General features: G+C 61.7%; 3 protein-coding genes (1 of these 3 cut by a window edge). All 3 read left to right on the forward strand.

Annotated elements, in window-relative coordinates:
* Tightly spaced (each overlapping or abutting the next), the 3 genes in view from ACYQ54_RS25000 to ACYQ54_RS25010 form a layout consistent with a single transcriptional unit that may run on beyond the window.
* Positions 1-20820: an SDR family NAD(P)-dependent oxidoreductase gene (locus ACYQ54_RS25000; RefSeq protein WP_460087334.1), complete on the forward strand. Its 20820-nt coding sequence runs from the start codon at positions 1-3 to the stop codon at positions 20818-20820.
* Positions 20817-22151, forward strand: a complete 1335-nt coding sequence (locus tag ACYQ54_RS25005) for a flavin-containing monooxygenase (protein WP_460087335.1) — start codon at positions 20817-20819, stop codon at positions 22149-22151. The genes ACYQ54_RS25000 and ACYQ54_RS25005 overlap by 4 nt, the downstream gene beginning before the upstream one ends.
* A protein-coding gene (locus ACYQ54_RS25010) for an amino acid adenylation domain-containing protein (protein WP_460087336.1) crosses the window boundary here: on the forward strand, positions 22148-22913 show its 5' portion. The gene runs 19778 nt beyond the window's last position; the window shows 766 of its 20544 coding nt (coding positions 1-766); it begins with the start codon at positions 22148-22150; its stop codon lies off the right edge, out of view. Before ACYQ54_RS25005 ends, ACYQ54_RS25010 begins: the two co-directional genes overlap by 4 nt.

Here is a 22913-nt window from a genome sequence, read left to right on the forward strand (position 1 = left end):
ATGGCGACAGACAATCCACGGGAACCGGTCGCGATCATTGGCGTCGGCCTGCGCCTGCCGGGTGCCGACAGCCTGGATGATTTCTGGCAACACCTTGCTGCCGGACACTGCCTGATATCGGAAGTCCCGGCTGAACGCTGGGATGCGGAAGACCTCAGGGGCGAACCGGCGAAAGGCAACAAGACAAACAGCATCTGGGGCGGTTTTCTCGAACAGGCGGATTGTTTCGACGCCGCATTTTTCGGTATCTCGCCGCGCGAAGCGGCCTGGATGGACCCGCAGCAGCGCTTCGCTCTTGAGATGGCCTGGCACGCGATCGAGAATGCCGGCTATCGGGCTTCGGATCTCGCCGGAAGCCGGACCGGCGTCTATATGGGCGTCTGCCACTGGGATTACGCCGAACTGCTGGAAAAGCATCTGGCAAATGTCGATGCCTATACGCCGACAGGCATCGCCTTTTCGATTATCGCCAACCGGGTCTCTCACTTCTTCGATTTCCGGGGCCCGAGCATCACCAACGACACTGCCTGCGCGGCCTCGATGACTTCCATTTACGAGGCGGTTCGCGCATTGCAGGACGGGACGTGCGACCTTGCGCTTGCAGGAGGCGTGAACCTCATCTGGTCTTCGAACCATTTCGTCGCCTTTTCCAAGGCCGGCATGCTGTCCAGGGACGGACGCAGCAAGGCCTTCGATGAGGCGGCTGACGGTTATGTGCGCGGGGAGGGGGGGGCGGTCCTGCTCCTTAAACCCTTGTCGAAAGCGCTTGCCGATGGAGATCCGGTGCATGCGGTCATCCGGGGCATCGGCATCAATCATGGCGGACGAACAAACTCGCTGACCGTGACCAATCCGGCTGCACAGGCGGAGTTGATCACACAGGTGCACCGCGAAGCAGGCGTCAGTCCCAACACCATCGATTATGTCGAAGCGCATGGTCCGGGAACGCCGCTCGGAGATCCGATTGAAATCTCCGGCCTCAAACAGGCCTTCTCTGGGCTGGCCGATGAAAATGACGTGGTCCTGGAACCGGAGTCCTGCGGCATCGGGTCGGTGAAAACCAACATCGGCCACCTTGAAGGCGCTGCGGGTGTCGCTGGCGTCGTCAAGGTGCTGGCAGCTCTCAGACATAGTCGCCTGCCAGCCAATTTTGGCTTCAGGCAAGCCAACAGGCTGATCGACTTTTCCGGTTCACCCTTCCGTATCCAGAAGGATTCGACCGACTGGCCGCCGCAGGCGGGGCGCCCGAGGAGGGCCTGCGTGAGTTCCTTCGGCTTTGGCGGCAGCAACGCACATCTGCTGCTGGAAGAGGCCCCCGACCGTGAGTCTGGTTCACGGGAGACCGCTCAAGCCATCGTCGCTGTTCCCCTGTCGGCCGCAAGCGCGGGACAATTGTCCCAATATGCGGCTGAACTCCTGCGTTTCGTGGAACAAGCTGATCCGGAAACCACCTGTGTCGCTGACATTGCCCGCACATTTCAGACAGCACGAGAGCCGATGGAGGCGCGGTGCGCCTTCCTGGCGGGTGATCTCGACGGTTTGGCTGACGTTCTGCGCCGGTATCTGATTGGTGCGGAGACCACAGGCTGCTTGGTGTCGGCCGAGCTTGCGGATGCTGAAGATGCGAAGGCGTCGGAGCTTGCCGACCTCGCCCGGCGCTGGGTTTCGGGAGAACCTGTCGATTGGCCTAGTACTGCGGCTGGAGGGCCTGGCGACCGGATCCACGCGCCGCTCTATCCGTTCGAGCGGCAACGGCACTGGATGGACCTTTCGCTTGGAGCGAAGGATCTTGAACCTGTCCCCCATCCGTTCCTGCACAGAAACACGTCGGGCTTTGACCGGAGTTGTTTTGAAACGCGGCTGACCGGTGATGAATTCGTGCTGGCCGATCATCATGTAGACGGGCAGCAGGTACTGCCCGGAGTGATGTGTCTTGAAATGGCGCGTGCGGCGGCCGTGCTGGCTGGTGGCCTGGAAACGCCAGCCTTCGCCATCGACGACATCGTCTGGTCCAGGCCGATACTTATCAGGGATCGGCGTGCCGTCACCGTAGAAACGGTGCTTGAGCGCAAGGCGACCGGCGACATCGGCTTCACGATTGGGACCAAAGCGGATCGCCGGAAGGCACCGGCACCGAGCGCGACCGGCACACTCCGCCCCCTGGCGCTGTCGAAGCCAGAGACGGCGGATCTGGAGACTCTGAAAGGCCGGATAACGAGAACACTCGAACCGCAGACCTGCTACGACTGGCTGCGTGCAAGCGGCGTCGATCATGGCCCGGCCTTCAGGGCGCTGACCAGAGTTGCCAGCCTCGGTGGCAACGAGGTGCTCGCGCAGATCAAGCTGCCCCGCCGGCTACTGACTTCCCTCGACCTCATGCCGCTGCATCCTGTTCTCCTGGATGCAGCCATCCAGGCCTGGGTTGCGACCGGCAGCGAAGCACCAGCAGGCGCGAGTGTCCCCTTCGCCTGCGACAGTATCGAAGTCCATGGACCGGTCGAAACGCAGATGTGGGCTCATGTGCGCCTGACGTCTGGACACTCCGCGGACGCACCGGTCCGCAAGCTCGATATCGATCTCCTTGACAGGAACGGAGAGCTGCGGATCTCGATCAGGGACCTGGCTCTTCGGGTTCTGAAACACGAGACGGCAAGAGTTCGAGTGCGTGAAACTGACGAGCCGGTGATTGTCGCAGACCTCGGCTGGCAGGCAGCTCCGCTGAAACTCCGGCAGGAAAAGGGAGAGGACAAGGTTCGCCTGCTCCTGGCCAGTTCGCAAGCCAATGCCGATGCATTGGCGCAGAAGGTGGATTGGCCGGTCGAGAGACTTCCCGACGTGTCGGAGCTTGGAGAAGCCGAGGCGGCGGAAAAACTCTTTGGCTTCGTGCACACGCTTATCAGGGATGTTCTGGAACAGCGCCCGGCACAACCCGTCAAGTTCGTCGTGCTGGTGGCGGACGCCCTCCCGGCAACCGTGACCGCTCCCCTTGCGGCCCTCCTTAAAACGGCCGCGATCGAGGCTCCCAAGGTTTCAGGAAGGGTCGTCTCTGTCGAAGGTGCGATCACAGCGGATCGCCTCCGTTCCATCGTGTCTGCCGAGGTCGATGCCGACGACAGCATTGAGCAGCTGCGCTATGACGCCGGTGGTATTCGGCGAGCTTGGATGCCGGTCCTGGGGTCGGCCGGGTCGGCAATGCAAATGCCTGACCTTGATCCGGAAGGTGTCTACTGGATCACTGGGGGGCTGGGTGGGCTCGGGCGTATCTTTGCCGAATGGCTGGTCTCCAAGGGCGCACGAAAGCTTGTGCTGACCGGCCGGCGCAAGAGAACCGACCGGGACACCAAGGCCTGGTTGAAGCAGCTTGGTGAAACCGGTGCCAAGGCGGTCTACCGGCCCTGCGATCTCGCGAAGACGGCCGATGCCGCGGGTCTCGCTAAAAAGATCCAGGAAGACCTCGGACCACTGAAAGGCATCATCCATGCCGCGGGCGTGCTGGATGACGGCTACATCCTGACCCAGGATCCGAAAGGCGCGGCTGGCGTTTTTGCACCCAAGGTCACCGGAACCGTCAACCTGGACCTGGCGACAAAGGATGCGCCGCTGGATTTCCTGGTTCTCTGTTCGTCGATTGCCTCCGTTTTCGGAACCGCAGGGCAGGCGGTCTATGCCGCAGCCAACGCCTTTCTGGATGCCTTCGCCGAGGAGCGGGCGGCCGAGACTCTGGCAGGAAATCGGCAGGGGCGAACGGTTGCAGTCGCATGGCCGCTCTGGGCCGATGGCGGCATGTCCGCCGATGCTGCGACCATCGAGGGTTTGCGCCGGCGTCTCGGACTGACACCGCTGCCAAGCGAAACAGGACTTTCAGCGCTCGAGACTATTCTTTCAAATGCGGGCGCACCCTGTTGCACCGTACTTCACGGGGACCTGGACAGGATCGAGGAGATCCTCCTGGGCGTCGGACAGGCCGACCCGGAAAGAAGAGGCCCCGCCTCGGTGGCGCCTGCCTCCGGGGATGCTTCAGGGACAGCGGGCCTTGATGACGCGGAGCTGATGGCGAAGACCATCGACCATGTCCGGGGCGTTCTCGCAGATGTTCTGGAAATGGACGCAGCGCGCATTCGTGCAAACCGGAAACTCGAGGAATACGGCCTCGACTCCATCGCAATCGTCGAAAGCACCAATCGTCTGGAAGAAACGCTCGGGCCGCTGTCGAAAACACTCTTCTTCGAATATGTCGATCTGGAAGGAGTTGGTGGGCATCTTGTGGCCGAGCACGGCAACGCTCTGAGAAGGCTGTTCGCCGACGAGTTGCCTTCGGACCCTGAAGCGGTCGAGACGCGGCAAATGGCAATTGCGGCCAGTTCCTCCGCCGCTGACGTCCGCTCGTCACCGCCCTTGGGCGAGACATCCGTTCACGCGACGGGCGAGGCTGACAGGGATGATCGGCACGACATTGCGATCGTCGGCCTGTCACTGCACGTTTCCAATGCGAGCACGCAGGACGCGTTCTGGAAGATGCTGTCGGAGGGCATTCACGGCTTCGAACCCGTGCCGGCCGAGCGCTGGAACAACGGTGCGCTCCATCATCCCGAGAGAGACGTCCTGGGCAAGACGGTGGTCAAGACCGGGGCCTTTCTGCCGGATATCGACAAGTTCGACCCACGCTATTTCCGCATTTCCCAGGCCGAAGCAGAACTGATGTCGCCGGAGGTCCGTCTGGTTCTGCAGGCGAGCGTCGAGGCCTTCGAGGATGCGGGTTATTCCAGGGAGACGATGGCGCGGCGCTACGGCGGAGATGTTGCCGTGATCGTCGGTTCCATGACCAACGAATACGACCTTTTCGGCTTCCAGAACATGCTGATGCGCGGATCGCTCGCAAGCGGAAGCTACACGGGCACCGTGCCGAATATGGTGTCCTACTATTACGGCTTCACGGGACCCTCCTATTTCCTGGACACTATGTGTTCGGCCTCCTCGACCTGCGTGCATGAAGCAGTGCACATGCTGCGCGCCGGGCGATGCAAGATGGCCCTTGCGGGCGGTGTCAGCCTGTTGCTGCACCCGCAGAAACTCATTGCCACCTCGCAGGAGCATTTCACAACCAAGTCGGCCGACGTCATTCGGGGTTACGGCCTCGGCGCCGAGGGTACCATCCTGGGCGAAGGCGTCGGGGCGCTGGTGCTGAAACCGCTTGTCGATGCCAAACGCGACGGAGACCACATTTATGGCGTGATCACCGGCTCGGGCATCAGTAACGCCGGCGTGCGCAACGGCTTCACCGTGCCCAATCCGAACCAGCAGGCCGTTGCCATCGAGCGTGCCCTGGAAGACGCTGACATCAATCCGCAAACCATCGGGTATATCGAGGGCCACGGCTCCGGTACAGCGCTGGGGGATCCGATCGAGGTCAAGGCGCTGACCCAGGTCTTCCGAAAGTACACCGGGGCGGTCGAGACCTGCCCGATAGGAACCGTGAAGAGCAACGTTGCCCATCTGCTCGGTGCTTCGGGACTGGCCGGCATCGTCAAGGTTCTGGCACAGCTCAAGCACGGCCAGCTCGCGCCGTCGCTTCATGCCGAAACGCTCAATCCGGACATCCCGTTCAAGACCTCGCCCTTCTATGTTCAGCGGGAACTGGCGCCCTGGAAGCGGCTGACCGATGAAACAGGAGCGGAGCTGCCCCGCAGGGCCGGTGTGACCTCCATCGGCGCCGGGGGCATGAATTCCCACATCATCATCGAGGAGTACCGGGCCGACGAACCGGCGGCACAGCCGGCGCAGCCAGAGCTGCTGGTTTTCTCCGCGATGACGCCGGACCGGTTGAAGGCGGTGCTCGGGGCATTCAGAGACTTCCTGAATGGCCAGCCGCAGGCGCGCCTGACAGATATCGCCTACACGCTTCAGGTTGGAAAAAACGAGCTGACATCGCGCCTGGCACTGGTCGCGGAAGACAGGGAAAAGGCACTGGTGGCCATCGATGCCTTCCTGGCGGACGGCCTTGTGCCGGCGGGAATGGTCCATGTTCCGTCCATACTGGATGTCGATCCACCACAAGACAGGGCGGCGGTGAAAGCCGACTGTGACGCCCGCCGGCTCGAGCGTGTAGGGCAGGCATGGTGCCATGGGGCGGATGTCGACTGGGACAGCTTCAATGAGGGACGCGATGTTCGGCGCATTTCGCTGCCGGCCTATCCGTTCGAGAAGATCCGCTGCTGGTATCAGGAAGAGCCGGATGCCCCCTCTGTGATCAATCCGATCGGCGCCCGCTCGAAGATCCATCCGTTCATCGGCCTCAACTGTTCAGACGTTACGGGACTTCGTTACAAGACCCAGATCCATCTGAAGGAGCTTCGCGACTACGTCTATCTGGACGGCGGACGCGACACGGTCCTGCCGGTCATCGGTGCCGAAATCGTTGCGGTGGCTGCAAGGGTTGCCGGCGTCGTCGAGCGTCCCAGCGTGAACGGCCTTTCTGTCAAGACAACCCCCGTCTGGTCGGACGTTGGAGAACTTGAAATTCTCGTGCAGCCGGACCCGGCGGGTGGGCGCCATGTCGTCAGCGTAGAATGCATTCTGGCCACGGGAGACCGTCTGGATTGGCTTCGGGCCGACGTCGCCGAAGCCGGAGCTGCCGGCGGGCCGTCTGTCGACCTAGATGCCTTGCGCGCTACTGCTTCGGATGGTGCCGACAAGGCTGCGATTTACGCGCAGTTCAAGGCTCGCCGCCTGAATTTCAGTCCGTATCTGGAGAGCCTCCGGCAACTTCGGCGTCTGCCGGACGGAGCGCTGCTTTGCGATTTGTGCGAAGACCAGCCACAGCAGGACTATTTCAAGAAAAACGTCTGGTTTCCGGCTTCGGTCCTGGGGGCAATCCATCAGTGTCTGCTCCTGGCAGGTCATGATGGCCCTGGGGACCTTGAGGCAATAGACACTGCGACTTTATTCGGCGGCGATGCAAGTCACCTGCTCTGCAGACCGGAAGGTTCGGGTTCCTACAGCGTCCAGCTGTTCGACCAGGCAGGAAGGGTTCTCGGAAGTCTATCCGGTATTGCGATGGGCGGTGAAACCGCGCTTGCTCGGACGACGGCAGACAAGCAGGACGACCAGATCGCACCACCGGCTCATGCTCCAGACCGGCTCCAGCAGGAACTTCAGGAAAAGGCCGCGTCTATCCTGAAGTTCGAGGCGTCAGACCTCGGCGCCCGTGAAGCCTTCCATGACCTTGGCTTCGATTCCATCTCGCTGACGCGCTATGCCAACGAAATCAGTGCCGCCTATGGCATTGATCTGTCGCCGGCGATCTTCTTCGAATGCGAGCATATCGAGGCTCTGGCGGATCACCTTGTGAACCGATACGGGGTTAAACCGTCCGACCCGAGAAAAGAGGCGGCGCCGGTTTCCGCGATGGCTTCGCGGTCTCCGCAAGACGTCGTCACGTCCGGAAAGACAACGGTATTCCGGACATCGGCAAAGCAAACGGGCAGGGCAGGCGCCTCTGACGACCGGGTCGCCATCATCGGCATGGCGGGCCGGTTCCCGAAGAGCCCGGACGTGCGGACCTTCTTCGATCAGCTGCTGGCCGGACGGGACCTCACCGGTGACCTGCCGCTCGACCGCTATTCCCCGGCTTACGCAGACCGTCTCAAAAAAGCGGGTTTTGCGCTGAGGGGCGGCTTTCTGGAGGAAATCGACCAATTCGACGCGGCGTTCTTCAAGGTCTCGCCCGTCGAGGCAGCCAGGATGGATCCACAGCAGCGGCTGCTGCTGGAAACGGCCTGGCGGACGTTCGAGGATGCCGGTTACACACCGGAGGAGCTGCCGCGCGATACCGGGGTTTTCGTCGGAATTACGTCTCTCGATTATGCGGAAGTCTGGCGTGCCGAAGGTTTGGCGACGGATGGGTATGTCGCAACCGGCAATTCGCTGGCGATGGCTGCGAACCGCCTGTCGCACCAGTTCAATCTGAATGGCCCGAGCCAGGCCATCGACACGGCCTGTTCAAGTTCGCTGATTGCGATGCTGCGCGCCCGCGATGCGCTCCTGGCAGGCAAATGCTCCGCAGCGCTGGCTGGCGGGGTGAACATTTGCCTTTCGCTTGAAGGTTTTGAGGGGCCGCATCAGGCCGGGATGCTCTCACCGACGGGCCGCTGCCATGCCTTCGGCAAAGCTGCGGACGGCTATGCGCGGGGTGAAGGCGTTGCGACTGTGCTCATGAAACGGCTGGCAGATGCAGAGCGTGACGGGGACAGGATACTCGGTGTGATTGCCGGTGGCGCGGAAAACCACGGAGGCCGTTCAGGTGCGCTGACGGCACCAAACGTCAAGGCGCAGGCCCGTCTGATTGTGGAAGCCATGACCGGGATCGATCCGCGAACCGTGAGCTATGTCGAAGCCCACGGCACCGGCACGGAGCTCGGCGACCCGATCGAAGTCAACGGATTGCGGCGCGCCTATGCGCAGTTGCTGGAAGACAGCACATCCCCAGGCTCAACAATCGGCCTGGGGACGGTCAAGTCCAACGCGGGCCATCTTGAAGCCGCCGCAGGCATGGCAGGTGTCGTCAAGGTGTTGATGGCGATGCGTCAAAGCGAGCTGCCGCCGACGCTGGAAAGCGAACCACGCAACTCGCATGTCGAGCTTGAAGGCAGCCCATTCCGTATCCTGACCACCAGAACACCCTGGCCCGTGGATAGTTCCGGCACACCGAGGCGAGCCGGCGTGAGCAGCTTCGGTTTTGGCGGGGCCAATGCCCATGTCGTTCTGGAAAGCTACGACAGGCCGTCGGGTGCCGTCAGGCAGCCGCTTGAGCCCCGGCCGTTTGCCACAGACCGGCATTGGTTGCCCACCGTGGAGGCCAAGCCCACACAGCGAAACAGCATGCTCTTCGCCTCGGATTGGCTCGCCGCCGAAGCATCCGGTGAAGCCACCCCCGGACGACGTATCGTTGTCGCCTGTGGCGTGACTGTTGCGGAGACGGCTGGAGAAGAGACGATTCATCCGTCTTTGCCAGGCAGGGACATCGCCGGAAACTACGAGGTTGTCACCCAGCAGCTTGTCGAACTGGTTCAACGGGAAATGGCTGTGCCGGGGCATGATAGTGTTCTCATCCAGCTTGTTGTTCCCGCAAGCGGCGACGGCAATCTGTTCGGGGGATTGGGTGGACTGCTCCAGACCGCTTCCCAGGAGGACCCCCGGATCAGGACGCAGGTCGTTGAGGTCCCGGATGAGACGGACCCCGAGCGTATCGCCGGCTGGCTGCGACAGGAGAGGGCAGCCCTGGGGGACAGCCATGTCCGCTATTTCGACCGGCATAGACATGTCCGTGTCTGGAACGAACTTGCCGAAAGACCGTCTGCTTCGCCCTGGCGAGATCATGGCGTTTACCTGATTGCCGGCGGCATGGGCGGTTTGGGTCGGATCCTGGCAAGGCACATCGCGCAAGAGGTCAAGGGGGCTGTACTGGTGCTGGCAGGCACAAGACCGCTTGATGATGCGTGTTCGACTTTTCTTGCATCACTGCGTTCCGAGGGCGTCGTCACGGCCTACCGGCAGGTGGACCTTGCCGATCCTGCTGCGGTCAAGGCCTCGGTCGACCACATTGTCGAAGTGCACGGACATCTGGATGGTGTCTTCCATACTGCCGGTGTTCTGCGCGACGGCTTCCTGGTTACAAAAAGCCAAGGTGATCTTTCTGCGGTCCTGAAACCCAAGGTCGATGGCGCACTGGCCCTGCGGGACGCTTGCGCCGGTCTCGATCTCGACGCCTTTGTGCTCTTTTCCTCGCTTGCGGGTCCGTTCGGCAATCCGGGACAGGCGAACTATGCAGCGGCGAATGGATTTCTGGATGCGCTTGCCCGCGCTTCCGGCGGGGCGATAACGTCAATCAACTGGCCGCTCTGGGCGCAGGGTGGCATGGGTGTCGACGAGCCCACCAGGGAGGCGCTGTTCCGGAGGATGGGGCAGCGGCCGCTCGAAACCCCTGCCGGGCTTGAGGCGCTTGAAAAATGCGTGGCAAATCCTGCCGCGCAGATCGCTGTTGTTGCCGGAGATGAAACCCGCATCAGGGCGTTTTTCGGAAGCGGGCAACCGGACCGGGGTGATCCTCCCGTCGCAGCGCCGGCCCAGCTCGATCCGTCAACGGCATCTTCGAACGTGCCCCGGACAATTTCCTCGTCAGTGCTTGTCGAGAAGACCGGATCGTTGCTGGGCGCCCTGTTTGCGAAGGTCAGCGGTCTTTCCTCTAACCGGATCGATCCCCGGACACCGCTGGAAGACTACGGCATCGACTCGCTGATGATCACGAAGCTCAACAACGAGCTTGGTGATGTATTCGAGGCGCTGCCGAAGACCCTGTTCTTCCGTCATAGAACACTTGCTGCGGTCGCCGAATATCTTGTCGATGCGCAGCCTGCAGCCTGTTCAAGCTGGGCTGGTGTGGAGAGGGTCGCGCCGCAACAGGTATCTGTTTCGTCCGGCACCGGAGAGACCGCCGCACGCCACGAGGCCACACCCTCCGGGGCGGAGCCGATTGCCATCGTGGGTATGAGCGGTCTGTATCCCGACGCGCCAGATCTCGACATTTTCTGGGAAAATCTTCTTGCCGGGCACAATGCCGTTGGCGAAATACCCCGTGACCGATGGTCCCCGGACGATTTCTTCGAACCGGATCCCGACAAGGCTGCTGCCGAGGGCAAAAGCTATTCCAGATGGGGAGCGTTCCTGAAGGGGTTTGCGGAATTCGATCCGCTGTTCTTCAAATTGTCGCCTCGCGATGCCGCTGCCATGGATCCCCAGGAAAGGCTGTTTCTGACGAGCGCCTGGCAGGCCTTGGAAGACGCCGGTTACACGCGGGCGCGGCTGAAGAAAATTGCCGGTAGCGACCATGGTGGTGCCCGTGTCGGGGTCTTCGCCGGCGTGACCAAGACCGGTTACGCCCTTTACGGTCCCTTCAAGACGCAAGGTGGCGCGACGGTGCGCCCGACGACATCCTTTGCGGGCATCGCGAACCGGGTGTCGCATCTCTTCGATCTTTCAGGTCCCAGCCTGCCGGTCGACACGATGTGCTCGTCGTCGCTCACCGCCATTCACGAAGCCTGTGAGCATCTGCGTCGAGGCAGCTGCACCATGGCACTGGCGGGTGGGGTCAATCTCTATCTTCACCCGTCGAACTACGTCGAACTGAGCGCCGCTCACATGCTGAGCCCATCCGGGCGCTGCAGCAGCTTTGGCGAGGCGGCGGACGGTTTTGTTCCAGGCGAGGGCTCCGGCTGTCTCGTGCTCAAGCCACTGTCGCGGGCACTTGCTGACGGTGACCGCATCCATGCGCTCATTCGTGGCAGCGCCGTCAATCACGGTGGACGGACCAACGGCTATACGGTGCCCAATCCGGATGCACAACGGGATGTCGTGCGCAGCGCCCTGCAGCATGCGGGGCTCAGCGCCAGGGACATCAGCTACATCGAGGCCCACGGGACCGGAACAGATCTGGGCGATCCGATCGAGGTCGACGGACTGGTCCAGGCCTTTGGGACCGATACGTCCGACGAAGGGTTCTGTGCCCTCGGCTCGGTGAAATCCTCCATCGGGCATCTGGAAGCAGCGGCCGGCATCGCAGGACTGACCAAGATCGTTCTGCAGATGAAGCACCGTACCCTGGTGCCGACCCTTCATGCGGACACGACCAACCCCAACATCGATTTTGAACGCTCTCCCTTTACCCTGCAACGGCAGACCGGTTTCTGGAACGCCCGCGGCACCCGATATGCCGGTGTGTCGTCGTTTGGTGCGGGCGGTGCCAATGCTCATGTGGTGCTGGAAGAATGGCTTGATCCCGAGGCGGGGATCACGGATGCACCGAGAGGTGCTGACCTGGAAATCATCCTTTTGTCGGCCCGCAGTGATGAGCGGCTGAGGGAAAGCGCGCAGCGTCTCCTGGCGTCGCTGCACAAGAGCAGCGGCGCTCAGGCCGGCAACCCGCTTGACCGCTCTGAAATTGCCCGAAGCATCTGCAACAAGCTCGGTGTCTTGCTGGATGTCGGATCCGACGAGATCGATCCGGACGAAAGCTTCGATGCTTTCGGTCTGGATGCGTCTCACATTGCCGCCCTGCAACGATGGTGCGGGAAAACCTTTGGCTACCTGCCAAGCCCAGCCGAACTGGACGTGGCCGGGTCCGTCAATGCAATGGCTGACCTAGTGTTTGCGAACGGGGCTGGTGGCGCGCTGCCCACAAACGCTGCTCCGAGCCTTCAGGATATCGCCTACACGCTGCAGGTTGGCCGCGAGCCCATGGAATGCCGGCTTGGTCTTCTGGTGGGATCCATCGAGGACCTGAAGGAGGCTCTGGCGGCATGGATTGCGGGTCGGAAGACCGGGGTTCCGGTCCTTGCCAGCGAGGCACATGGCCGGCGAGGTGCACTGGCGGCGCTTGCCGATGACGATGTCATCCACGAAGTTGCGGAACGGGCGTGGCAGACCGGACGCTCTGAAACTCTGTTGCGGCTCTGGGTCGAAGGCGTTGACATCAACTGGGCTGACTTGCGGCGGGACCAACCTGGCCGCATTGTTTCGCTGCCAACCTATCCGTTTGAGAAAAACAGATACTGGCTGCCGTCCGACACGCTGGCAGAACCTGGCAGTGCGACGCTTCAATCGGCTGAAGACAGCACGAGTAGGCTACGGCAGCTTGTGGAAGCCCGATGCGGGGACACAGACCTTCTCGAGGCTGCCCGGACCGTTGAAACCGGGGTGGCTTCCGTTCTTCTGGGCATATTGCGGGATCTGCCGGAAAGGGATGTGATCCCGGCGTACAAGCCCTGGCTGGAGGCCGCGAAAGCACTGGTGTCGGAAGAAGAGGGTGACCTGCCTTCGCCGATGGCCGACGCCTGGGCGTATTGGGACCGGCTCCGGCAGGTTGGCGCTTCCCAGGCGCAGATGGCGCTCGCGGAAACAGCCTTGAAGGCCCTGCCGGAAATCCTGACGGGTAAACAACGTGCAACCGATGTTCTCTTTCCGGAAGGCCGCCAGACGCTCGTGGAAGCGGTCTACAAGGAAAACCGGATCGCGGAACGTTTCAGCCGGACCGTTGCCGATGCCGCCGGCAGCCTTGCTGCTGCGTGGGATGCGACGACACGGAAGCTGACCATTCTGGAAATCGGCGCCGGTACGGGCGGCACCAGTGAGCCGGTCTTCGAGGCACTTCGTCCTTCTTTCGAACGGATTGGCGTCTACACCTACACGGATGTCTCGCGTGCGTTCCTGATCCATGCGGAGCGAAATTACACCGGAAGCGTCCCCTTTCTGAAGACGGCGCTGCTCGATATCGAGAAACCACTCGAAGGACAGGGCATTGCGCAGGGGAGCCACGAACTCGTCATTGCGGCAAACGTTCTGCATGCGACAGCCGATATCGTCTCCACGCTCGGCCGCGTCCGCCAAACGATGGCGCCCGGCGGAATTCTGCTGCTCAACGAGACCAGCAAGCCGACACTCTTCACCCATGTGACTTTCGGACTGCTGGACGGCTGGTGGCGGTTCACCGATGCCGAGCGGCGCATTCCCGGGTCGCCTTCGCTGACCGCAAATCAATGGCGCAAGGCACTGGAAGAATGCGGTTTCGACTGGATCGTGGGTTCCGGGGACGCAGAGCAGGACCTTGGCCAGCAGATCATCGTCGCAAAAGCAAAGGCCGGAGTTTCCCGTCCCGCCATCGTCTCGCCCGCCGTGGCGAATGTCGCCGAGGCCGGGGTCCCGGTGCGTGATGTTATCCTCGAGGCTCTCGGTGAAACGCTCAACATGGCGCCTGCGACGATCGATCTGGAAAAGAGCTTCGCCGACTATGGGCTGGATTCTATCCTGGGAGCAGACTTTACCCATCGCCTGAGAAAGGCACTCGGGATCGATTTCAGCCAGACCGACCTTTTCGATTTTTCCAGCGTTGCGACGCTGGAAGAGTATCTGAAGGCGCAGGTGCCACAGCCTCCTCGCCCGGCGCTTGCCACTTCTCCTGATCCGTTGGCAGCACCTGAAATGCCGACGATTGTCCGGAGCGGAGACGAAATTGCGACCGAGAAAACCCCTCGGGCTGGCCAGCCGATCGCGATTGTCGGAGCAAGCGGGCGGTTCGCCGGATCGGAGACCATCGACGCCTTGTGGAGCCATCTCAAGGCCGGCCGTGATCTGGTCGAGCCGGTTAGCCGTTTCGACCTTTCGCCTTTCTACACGGATGCCGATCCGGGCGCCTACGGCAAGCATGGCAGCTTCCTGGACGATGTCGCTTGTTTCGATCCGGTCTTCTTCGGCATTTCCGGCGTCGAAGCCACCTACATGGATCCGCAGCAGCGGCTGTTCCTGGAAGAAGCCTGGAGAACCCTGGAATCCGCCGGACATGCGGGTGAGGACGTGGCCGGAAGCCGCTGCGGGGTCTTCGTCGGCTGTGCCCATGGTGATTATCAGGAACTCTTCACACATCAACCGCCAGGCCAGGCGTTCTGGGGCAACACCACATCTCTCATTCCGGCCCGGATTTCCTACTGGCTCGATCTGAAAGGTCCGGCGGTCGCCATCGACACGGCCTGTTCAAGCTCGCTGGTCGCCCTGCACACGGCTTACCAGAGCCTTCGCAACGGCGAATGCGACATGGCTCTGGCCGGTGGTGTCTTCGTCCAGTGTTCTCCGCGCTTCTTCCGGTATGCGAATGCCGCGCAGATGCTGTCCCCATCCGGACGTTGCGCGGCTTTCGGCGAAGGCGCCGACGGCATTGTTCCGGGGGAAGCGGTCGGGGCGGTGCTTCTCCGCCCACTGGAGGATGCCCTCACCGACGGCGACACGGTCCTTGGTGTCATTCTTGCGTCCGGCACCAATCAGGATGGCACCACCAATGGCATCACGGCCCCGAGTGCGGCGTCGCAGGAACGGTTGATCCGGCAGGTCTACGAAGATTGCGGCATCGATCCAGGGAGCATCGATTACGTCGAAGCCCACGGCACGGGAACGGTGCTTGGCGATCCGATCGAACATGCTGCCCTTGTCCGGGCCTTTAGCGATGTGAGCGAGCGGACCATATACCTTGGCTCGGTGAAGTCGAACATCGGACATGCAACAACAGCTGCCGGATTCGCAGGCCTGGCCAAGGTTCTCTTGAGCCTTCGGGAAAACACCGTTCCACCGACATTGCATTTCGGCGCAGGCAATCCGGCCATCGATTTCAGCAAGGGGCCGTTCAAGGTCAATGACGATTGGGTTCCCTGGCCGTCGAGGCCGGAGCGGAGACGACGTGCAGCGATCAGCTCCTTCGGCTTCAGCGGAACCAACGCCCATGTGGTGATTGAAGAAGCGCCGGTTGCCGAAAGTCACCGCGAACTGGCCGCCAGTCAGCTCTACGTGTTGTCTGCCCGCACGCAGGAACAGCTCAGGGCTCTGGCGGGCAATCTGGCCAGCCATCTGGAAGCTCACCCGGAGCTGCTTGCCGAGGATGTCGCCTTCACCTTGCTCGCGGGTCGGCGTGCTTTGTCGCACAGGCTCTTCCTTGTGACTGACAGTCTTCAGGCGGCAAGCGCTTCGATCAGAGCCTGGCTCGCGGAGGACGCGGACTCGGGTGTCGAAGTGAGTGAGATGACCGGGGAGCGCGCAGGCGAGGCTGAGAGGTCTGTGCCTCCGCAGACGGTGGATGGCGAACAGCGAACCGCCGACTTGAAAAGTCTCGGACGGCAGTTCCTTGCAGGTGGGCGGCTCGATCCCGAACAGCTGTTCACCCGGCCACGCCGTCGCGTGCCGCTGCCTGTCTATCCTTTTGCCAGGAAACGCTACTGGGTCGAAACGGAAGTGCCGGAGAGGCTGCCGGATGCCGAAACAGGCGCCGAGGTTGCCAAGTCACAATCACAGCCACCCGCGTTGCCGGAAACATCGGAGCGTCAGGCCGGTGACCGGGTAAAGCTCTCCCGCCCTGCCGCGATGACATTACCCTCGGCCGATGTCGTGGTTTCGGAAAAGGTTGTTCTGTCACCACTCGTACCCACGTCTTTGATAGAGGAACCGACCGGGCGCGTGGAGTGCCGGGCCGATACTGACGGCATTCGCGTTCTGGAGCTTTCGGGGACATGGTGCGAGGGGCTTGCGAGCAGTCTCGTGCGTGAGCTGGAGGCCGCTGGCACGGACAAAACCGTTCGCGTCGTCGTCCTGACCGGTGATGGAACGTGGCAAGCAGGGTCAAATTCGGTGACCGGCTTTGATCCGGATTGCCTCCTGAACTGCGCGGTGCCGGTAATCGCTTCGCTCGTGAGTGGCGCAAGTGGGCAGCCGGCGGGACTTGCTCTTCTGAGCGATTTCGTCGTCATGAACACCGCTGGACAATTCACCGGTTTCCCGCCCCCGCTGAGCCGTCTTTCGAAGCTTCTCTACGATCGGAGGCAGGACGCCGAAAACAGCCTCCTGCGCGTTCCTTCAGGCGAGGTCGTGGAAACCGCCATGGCGCTTGCCAGGGAGATCGCGGAAGGGCCGCGCGAGGCGTTATCCTTGCTCAAGCACCACATGCGCCGGGACCTGCCTCTGCTTCTGGCCGACCTGAAACCCGATGAAAAGACATCCGGCCTGCCGGAAGACCTGCCAGCTGAACCGGCGCGGGTATCCCGAAACGTTCCGCTCAAATCGGACGTGATGCGTCTGGAGCTGTTTGACGACGGTGTCGTGCTGGTCACGATGAACGAGCGGGAGAACCGCAACATGTTCACACCGGCCTTCATGGATGGGTTCGAGGAAGCATTTTCAAAGATATCCGAGCTTTCCGACGCCAGGGTGGTGGTCCTGACGGGGCATGACAACTACTTCGCCTGCGGTGGCACCAGGGATGGTCTTGCCGATCTGCAGAAGGGTGGGAGCCGTTTCACCGACCGGCGGATCTACTCGTTGCCGCTGGAGTGCGAGTTGCCGGTGATCGCGGCGATGCAGGGTCACGGCATCGGGGCCGGCTGGTCGCTCGGCATGTATTGCGACCATGCCATTCTGGCAACCGAAGGCCTCTATCACAGCAACTATCTCTGGTACGGCTTCACGCCGGGGGCGGGAGCGACACTGATCTTCCCGCATCGTCTCGGCGACGACCTGGGGCGCGAAATCCTCTTCAGCGCCCGTCAGTACCGGGGCCGGGATCTTGGAGCGCGGTCCGACCGCATCGTCGTGCAGCCTGCACGCCAGGTCCTGCCGACCGCCCTCGCAGCGGCGCATGTCCTAGCGCGCGAGAGCCGGGAAAGCCTTATCGATGCCAAGAAAAAGGCAGTCCAGCCCCTGCGGGGCATGCTGGACACAGTGCTGGAACGCGAGTTGGCGATGCATGAAAGGACCTTCATCGGAAACGAGACGGTCCGGCAACGTATTGCGGAAAAGTTTGGCGAGGACACGCGGTTGCCGGATCTTGAGAAGCCCAGAACGGCAGCGCCGTTCGACAGCGCTGCCCTGCAGGCCGATCTTGTCAGGTCGCTTGCAGGTGACCTGATGATTGATGTGGCGGATATTCGCGTGGAGGACAGTTTCCTCGACCTGGGTCTCGATTCCATTCTGGCGGTCACCTGGGTCCGGAAACTCAATACTCTCTTCGAAATCGAACTGCCCGCGACCGTCATCTATGCCCACCCGACCGTAAAGGCGCTCACAACCCATGTGGCGGCACTCGTCAGTGCACGGCAGGACAGCTTGCCGTCTGATGCGATCCCGGCATCGCAGGAGCCGGAGCCTATGACGTGCGGGACCGCTGATCCGGCAAGCGCCCGCCCCCGGGAGTTGTTACGCGCCGAGATCGTCGCGTCGCTGGCCGAGGATCTCATGCTGGAGCCGTCCGATATCACAGACAGTGCCGGCTTCCTGGATCTGGGTCTCGATTCCATTCTGGCGGTCACCTGGATCCGTAACCTCAACAAGCGCTACGCTATCAGTCTGCCGGCAACCGCAGTCTATGCATACCCGACCGTCGGCGCACTGGTCAGACATGTCTCCGAACTCGTGCCGGCTGTAGACACGCCAGCGCCTGTCGCGATGCCAGCGCCTGTTGCGACACCGCAGGCCCAGGATAGCGAATTCCGTCAAGCGGCTCGATCCGAACCGGGACCCCGCGTCGGTGAGACCAAGTCCACCAGAGAGGATGCTGTCGACAGTTCTGAAGAGGCGATTGCGATTATCGGTGCCGCGGGCAAGTTTCCGAAGGCAGAGGACCTGGCCGCTTTCTGGCAGAACATCGCCCAGGGTCGCGACTGCATCGATGAAGTGCCGGCGTCCCGCTGGGATATCGGCCGCTATTACGATCCTGATCCCCAGGCTCCGGGCAAGACCTATTGCAAGTGGATGGGGGCCCTTGAGGATGTGGAGGCGTTTGATGCGCGCTTTTTCAACATAACGCCCCTGGAAGCAGAGCTGATGGATCCGCAGCAGCGCCTGTTCCTGGAAACGGCCTGGCATGCGATCGAGGATGCGGCAATCAATCCATCAGGTCTCTCTGGCAAGCGCTTCGGTGTCTATGTTGCCTCCGGACCGAGCGGCTATGAAGGGCTGATCGAGCAACGCAACACTTACAGCCTGCTTGGAAGTTCGGGATCGATCCTGGCGGCCCGCATATCCTATCTGCTGGATCTGCGCGGCCCATGTCTTTCCATCGACACAGCCTGTTCCAGCTCCTTGGTCGCAACTGCGCAGGCCTGCGAGGCTCTCCTGTCCGGCACCTGCGACATGGCCCTTTCCGGCGGGGTGTGTGTTCTGGTCGGGCCGAACATGTTCATCGATACGTCCAAGGTCAGCATGTTGTCGGCGGACGGCAGGTGCTATTCCTTCGACGAGCGGGCAAACGGGTTCGTGCCCGGCGAAGGCGTAGGTGCCGTTGTTCTGAAGCGTTTGTCGGATGCAGAACGGGACGGTGATCCGATCCACGGCGTCATCCGGGGCTGGGGTGTTAATCAGGACGGGCGCACGAACGGTATCACGGCGCCGAACCCGAAAGCCCAGACGGCACTGATGAAGGACGTTTACGCGCGGTTCAACATTGATCCGGCAACCATTGGGCTCGTCGAATGCCACGGTACGGGTACGCCTCTTGGCGATCCGATCGAGGTGGAGGGCCTGACGGACGCCTTCGCTGACGTGCCCGCCAACGGGCGCTGTGCCATCGGTTCGGTGAAAAGCAATGTCGGCCACCTGCTTGCATCCGCCGGTATAGCCGGAGTGCTGAAGGCCATGCTGTCGCTTGAGCACAGGCAGATCCCGCCCTCGATCAATATCGAGACCCTCAACAGTCACATTCCGTTCGACAGGTCACCCTTTGCCGTCAGTCGGATCCTGTCGGACTGGGCACCGCCAAGCAACAGCGTACCGAGGCGCGCCGCAGTCAGTTCCTTCGGCTTCAGCGGCACCAACGCCCACCTGGTGCTGGAGGAATATCTCCCGGTCGCCAGGGCAGAGAGCAAGGCAACACCACCGATCTTTGTGCTTTCCGCCAGGGACCGGGATAGCCTGATGGACTACGCGTCCCGAATGGAGCGTTTCATAGCTGCCGAACCGGACCTTGATCTTGACGCCTTTGCCGCGAGCCTGCAGACCGGCCGGCCCGAGTTCAGGGAACGGCTGGCTTTCGTCTATTCCGGCAGGGATGATCTGCAGCGGAAAATCGCCTCCGTGACATCCGGTGGAAGTCTCGAAGGCGTCCATCTGTCGTCCGGTGATGATGTTGCGACGGCCCTGTTCTCTGCGGATGGTGAAACTGAGACGCTGTTGCGCAAATGGCTGATGTCGGCAGACACGCAACACCTGAACAAGGTTGCGGAGCTTTGGGCCAAGGGGCTCGATATCGACTGGCCGGCTCGGGTGGGCAATCGTCTGCATCTGCCGGGATATCCATTTGCCCGGACACGGTTTTGGGTGCCTGTACCCGATGAAATGCAATCCGGCGAAGCGGTTTCCAGGATGCCGGCCCAAGGTGTCCTGCTCGGAAACTCGCCATCCGAGGGCGAAATCGGCCGGATCACACTGCGTATCCACGGGGACGAGCCCTATCTGACCACGCATCTGACGGGCGAAACACGTCTGATGACCGGTCTTTCCCTACCGGAGATGGCCCGTAGTGCCCTTGAGCGGCTGTCGGGAAAACCCGTTTCCGGTCTCGCGCAGCTGATCTGGGGGAAACCGGTCGCCATCAACGGAAAACCGCGTGACCTTACCTTTGTCGTCATGTCCGACGAGGAAGGATTGCTCTACAGGGTAGAAGCGGACGGGGATGAAAGCGGTCCCTGTCATCTGGGCTCCGGAAGTTTAGGCATCGAGACGGGGACGAGCCGCTCGTCCGTCGCTTTCGCCGAGCCGCTGCCCGGCAGGAATGTCTCGGAGACGTTTCGAGAATTTGCCGAACACTGCGCCGTTCATTCCGGGCCGCCGACGCCGGAAATGGCGCGCGTTTCGGAAGTCTCCCACGCGGGGGATGTGCTGACCGCGCGGCTGGAGCTTTTCCGGGGCACTGCCGCGGAGCGTCGGCATATCCTGTTCGATCCATATCATCTGGATGCGGTCTGGCGGTTGCTGGCTTTCCATTCCGGCGGCTGTGCCGCCGATGCCGGGGCTGCCAATGCCTTGCGTTTTCCGCGCAGCATGGAATGCATGATTGGCTTTGCACCACTTGGAGACCAGGCACTTGTCAGAATTGTTCAGGAGCGCGCCGGTTCAGGGCCAGTGTCTTACAAGGTTGAGATGTTTGGTGCAGACGGATCCGAGGCCTTGCGCCTGGAAGGTGTCCGGGTGACGGCGCTGGAACGCAGCCGGGATATCCTGATCAGGGAGGATCTTCACTCATGAGCCGTTCATCCAGCAAGGTTGCGATCATCGGCGGCGGACCGACCGGCATCGGCGTCGCGCGCGAACTGATCGATGGCGGCATCAAGGTTGATCTCTACGAAGCCGAAGCGGATTTCGGCGGAGTCTGGAACGGGGATGCCAAATGTGGACGGACCTACGATTCCCTCCATCTGATTTCACCGAAATTCAACACGCAGGTTGCCGATTTTCCGATGCCGGAGGACTATCCTCCCTATCCCAACCATCGTCAGATGCTGGCCTATATCCGCTCCTACGCAAAGGCTTTCGGTGTCTATGAGAGCGCCTGTTTCAACGCCGCGGTCGAGACCTTGACACCCGAGGGCGACAGCTGGCGTCTGAAGACCAGCGCTGGGCACGACATCGTCTATCCGCTGGTGATCGTCTGCAATGGTCTGCAGCGGGTCCCGCGCTTTCCGGAGCCTGCCATTCCCGGTCAATTTTCCGGCGAGGTCCTGCATGCGCGCGACTACAAGTCGGCCGACCAGCTGCGTGGCAAGCGTGTGCTTGTCGTTGGCGGCGGCAACTCGGGCTGCGATATCGCCGTCGACGCCATCAGGACGGCGGAAACCGTCCTGCACAGCACGCGACGGGGGTATTACTACCAGCCGAAATTCATTTCCGGCAAACCTACGCCGCAATGGATGATGGAACTGGGCAACAAGTTCGCCACCAAGGAAGAAACGCTCGCCTATATCGAGGAAGTGTTCCGGCTCGCAGGGTATGACGGCACCGACTACGGACTTCCGAAGCCCGACTATCCGCTCGATGCCGCACACCCGGTCATGAATTCGCTGCTGCTCTATCATATCGGCCACGGCGATGTTGCCCCGAGAGGCGCTATCGAGAAATTCGATGGCAAGACAGTGCATTTCAGGGAAGGGGCTCCGGCAGAAATTGATCTCGTGCTCTATGCTACCGGATACAGCCGCGACTTCCCGTTCCTTGACCGGTCACTCCTGGAATGGAATGGCAGCATTCCCGATCTTTTCCTGCATTCCACGCCGCGTAATCTCGACAACATCCTGTTCATGGGCTTCATCAACGCCGCGGGAGGACTAGGAGACGGCCTGAAGACACAGGGCCTGTTCGTGCTGAACTATGCCAGGGCGTTCTTCGGCAAAACCGCCGGACTGGAACGCTTCCTCGCCGCGAAGAAGTCCGATACTCCCGATCTTGGCCAGACTTATTTCATCGACAGTTACCGGCATCAGTGGGAAGCGGATCTCTGGAAGCTGCTCGGCCACATGCGCCGATACCGGGATATGCTGGCAGAAGAGGCACCGGTCACAAGAGAGGCCGCCTTGCAATGAGTTCCGGATCCGGCAATGACCTGCGCGCCCGTATGGCGAAAATCCTTGATCAGGAACTGGTCGAGCGGGCCGGTGCGCGCGTGGCATCCCGGTCTCAAGAGGCGAAAGCGGACAGCTGTTCGCCAGAAGGTGCCGGTGTGACCAGTGTTTCCGACAGGCTTGCGCTCGATGTGTGGCGGATCGCGGCCGCCGCACTGCACATGCCCGAAGACCAACTGGAGCCGCAGGAAAATCTCGCCAATCTGGGGGTCGATTCCATCGCGATCACCGAGATCATGGTGCAGATTTCCCGGCATTTCGGGATCTCGGTTGCACCAACCACTTTCTTCGAAGCCAAACACCTTGATGACCTGAGCAGCATTCTGCTGGAGCGATACACTTCACCGATAGCAGCCCATTACGCGAAGCTGGACGCTGAACAGGTACCGGCGCCGGTCTTGGAAGAGAACATACCGGTCGCGGCAGCAACGTCTGAAATACCGGAAATGGAGACCGCAGGAGAGAGTGATCCGGGCTGGGAAGAAACCTGGATCCGTCGCCACCGCGCGGCTGCGCGGGCAACCGAAGCCGGACCTCGTCCCCGGACAGAGCCGGAACGCGCGAAGGGACCTGCAGATGCACTGCCGATCGCCATCGTTTCGATGGAAGGCAAATTTCCGCAAAGTCCGGATCTGGAGACCTTCGAAGCACATCTGAGGGCGGGAAGGGACTGCATCGAGGAGGTTCCGGCCGAGCGGTGGGACTGGCGGGCGGTCTATGGTG

This window comes from Roseibium sp. LAB1 (assembly GCF_054658235.1).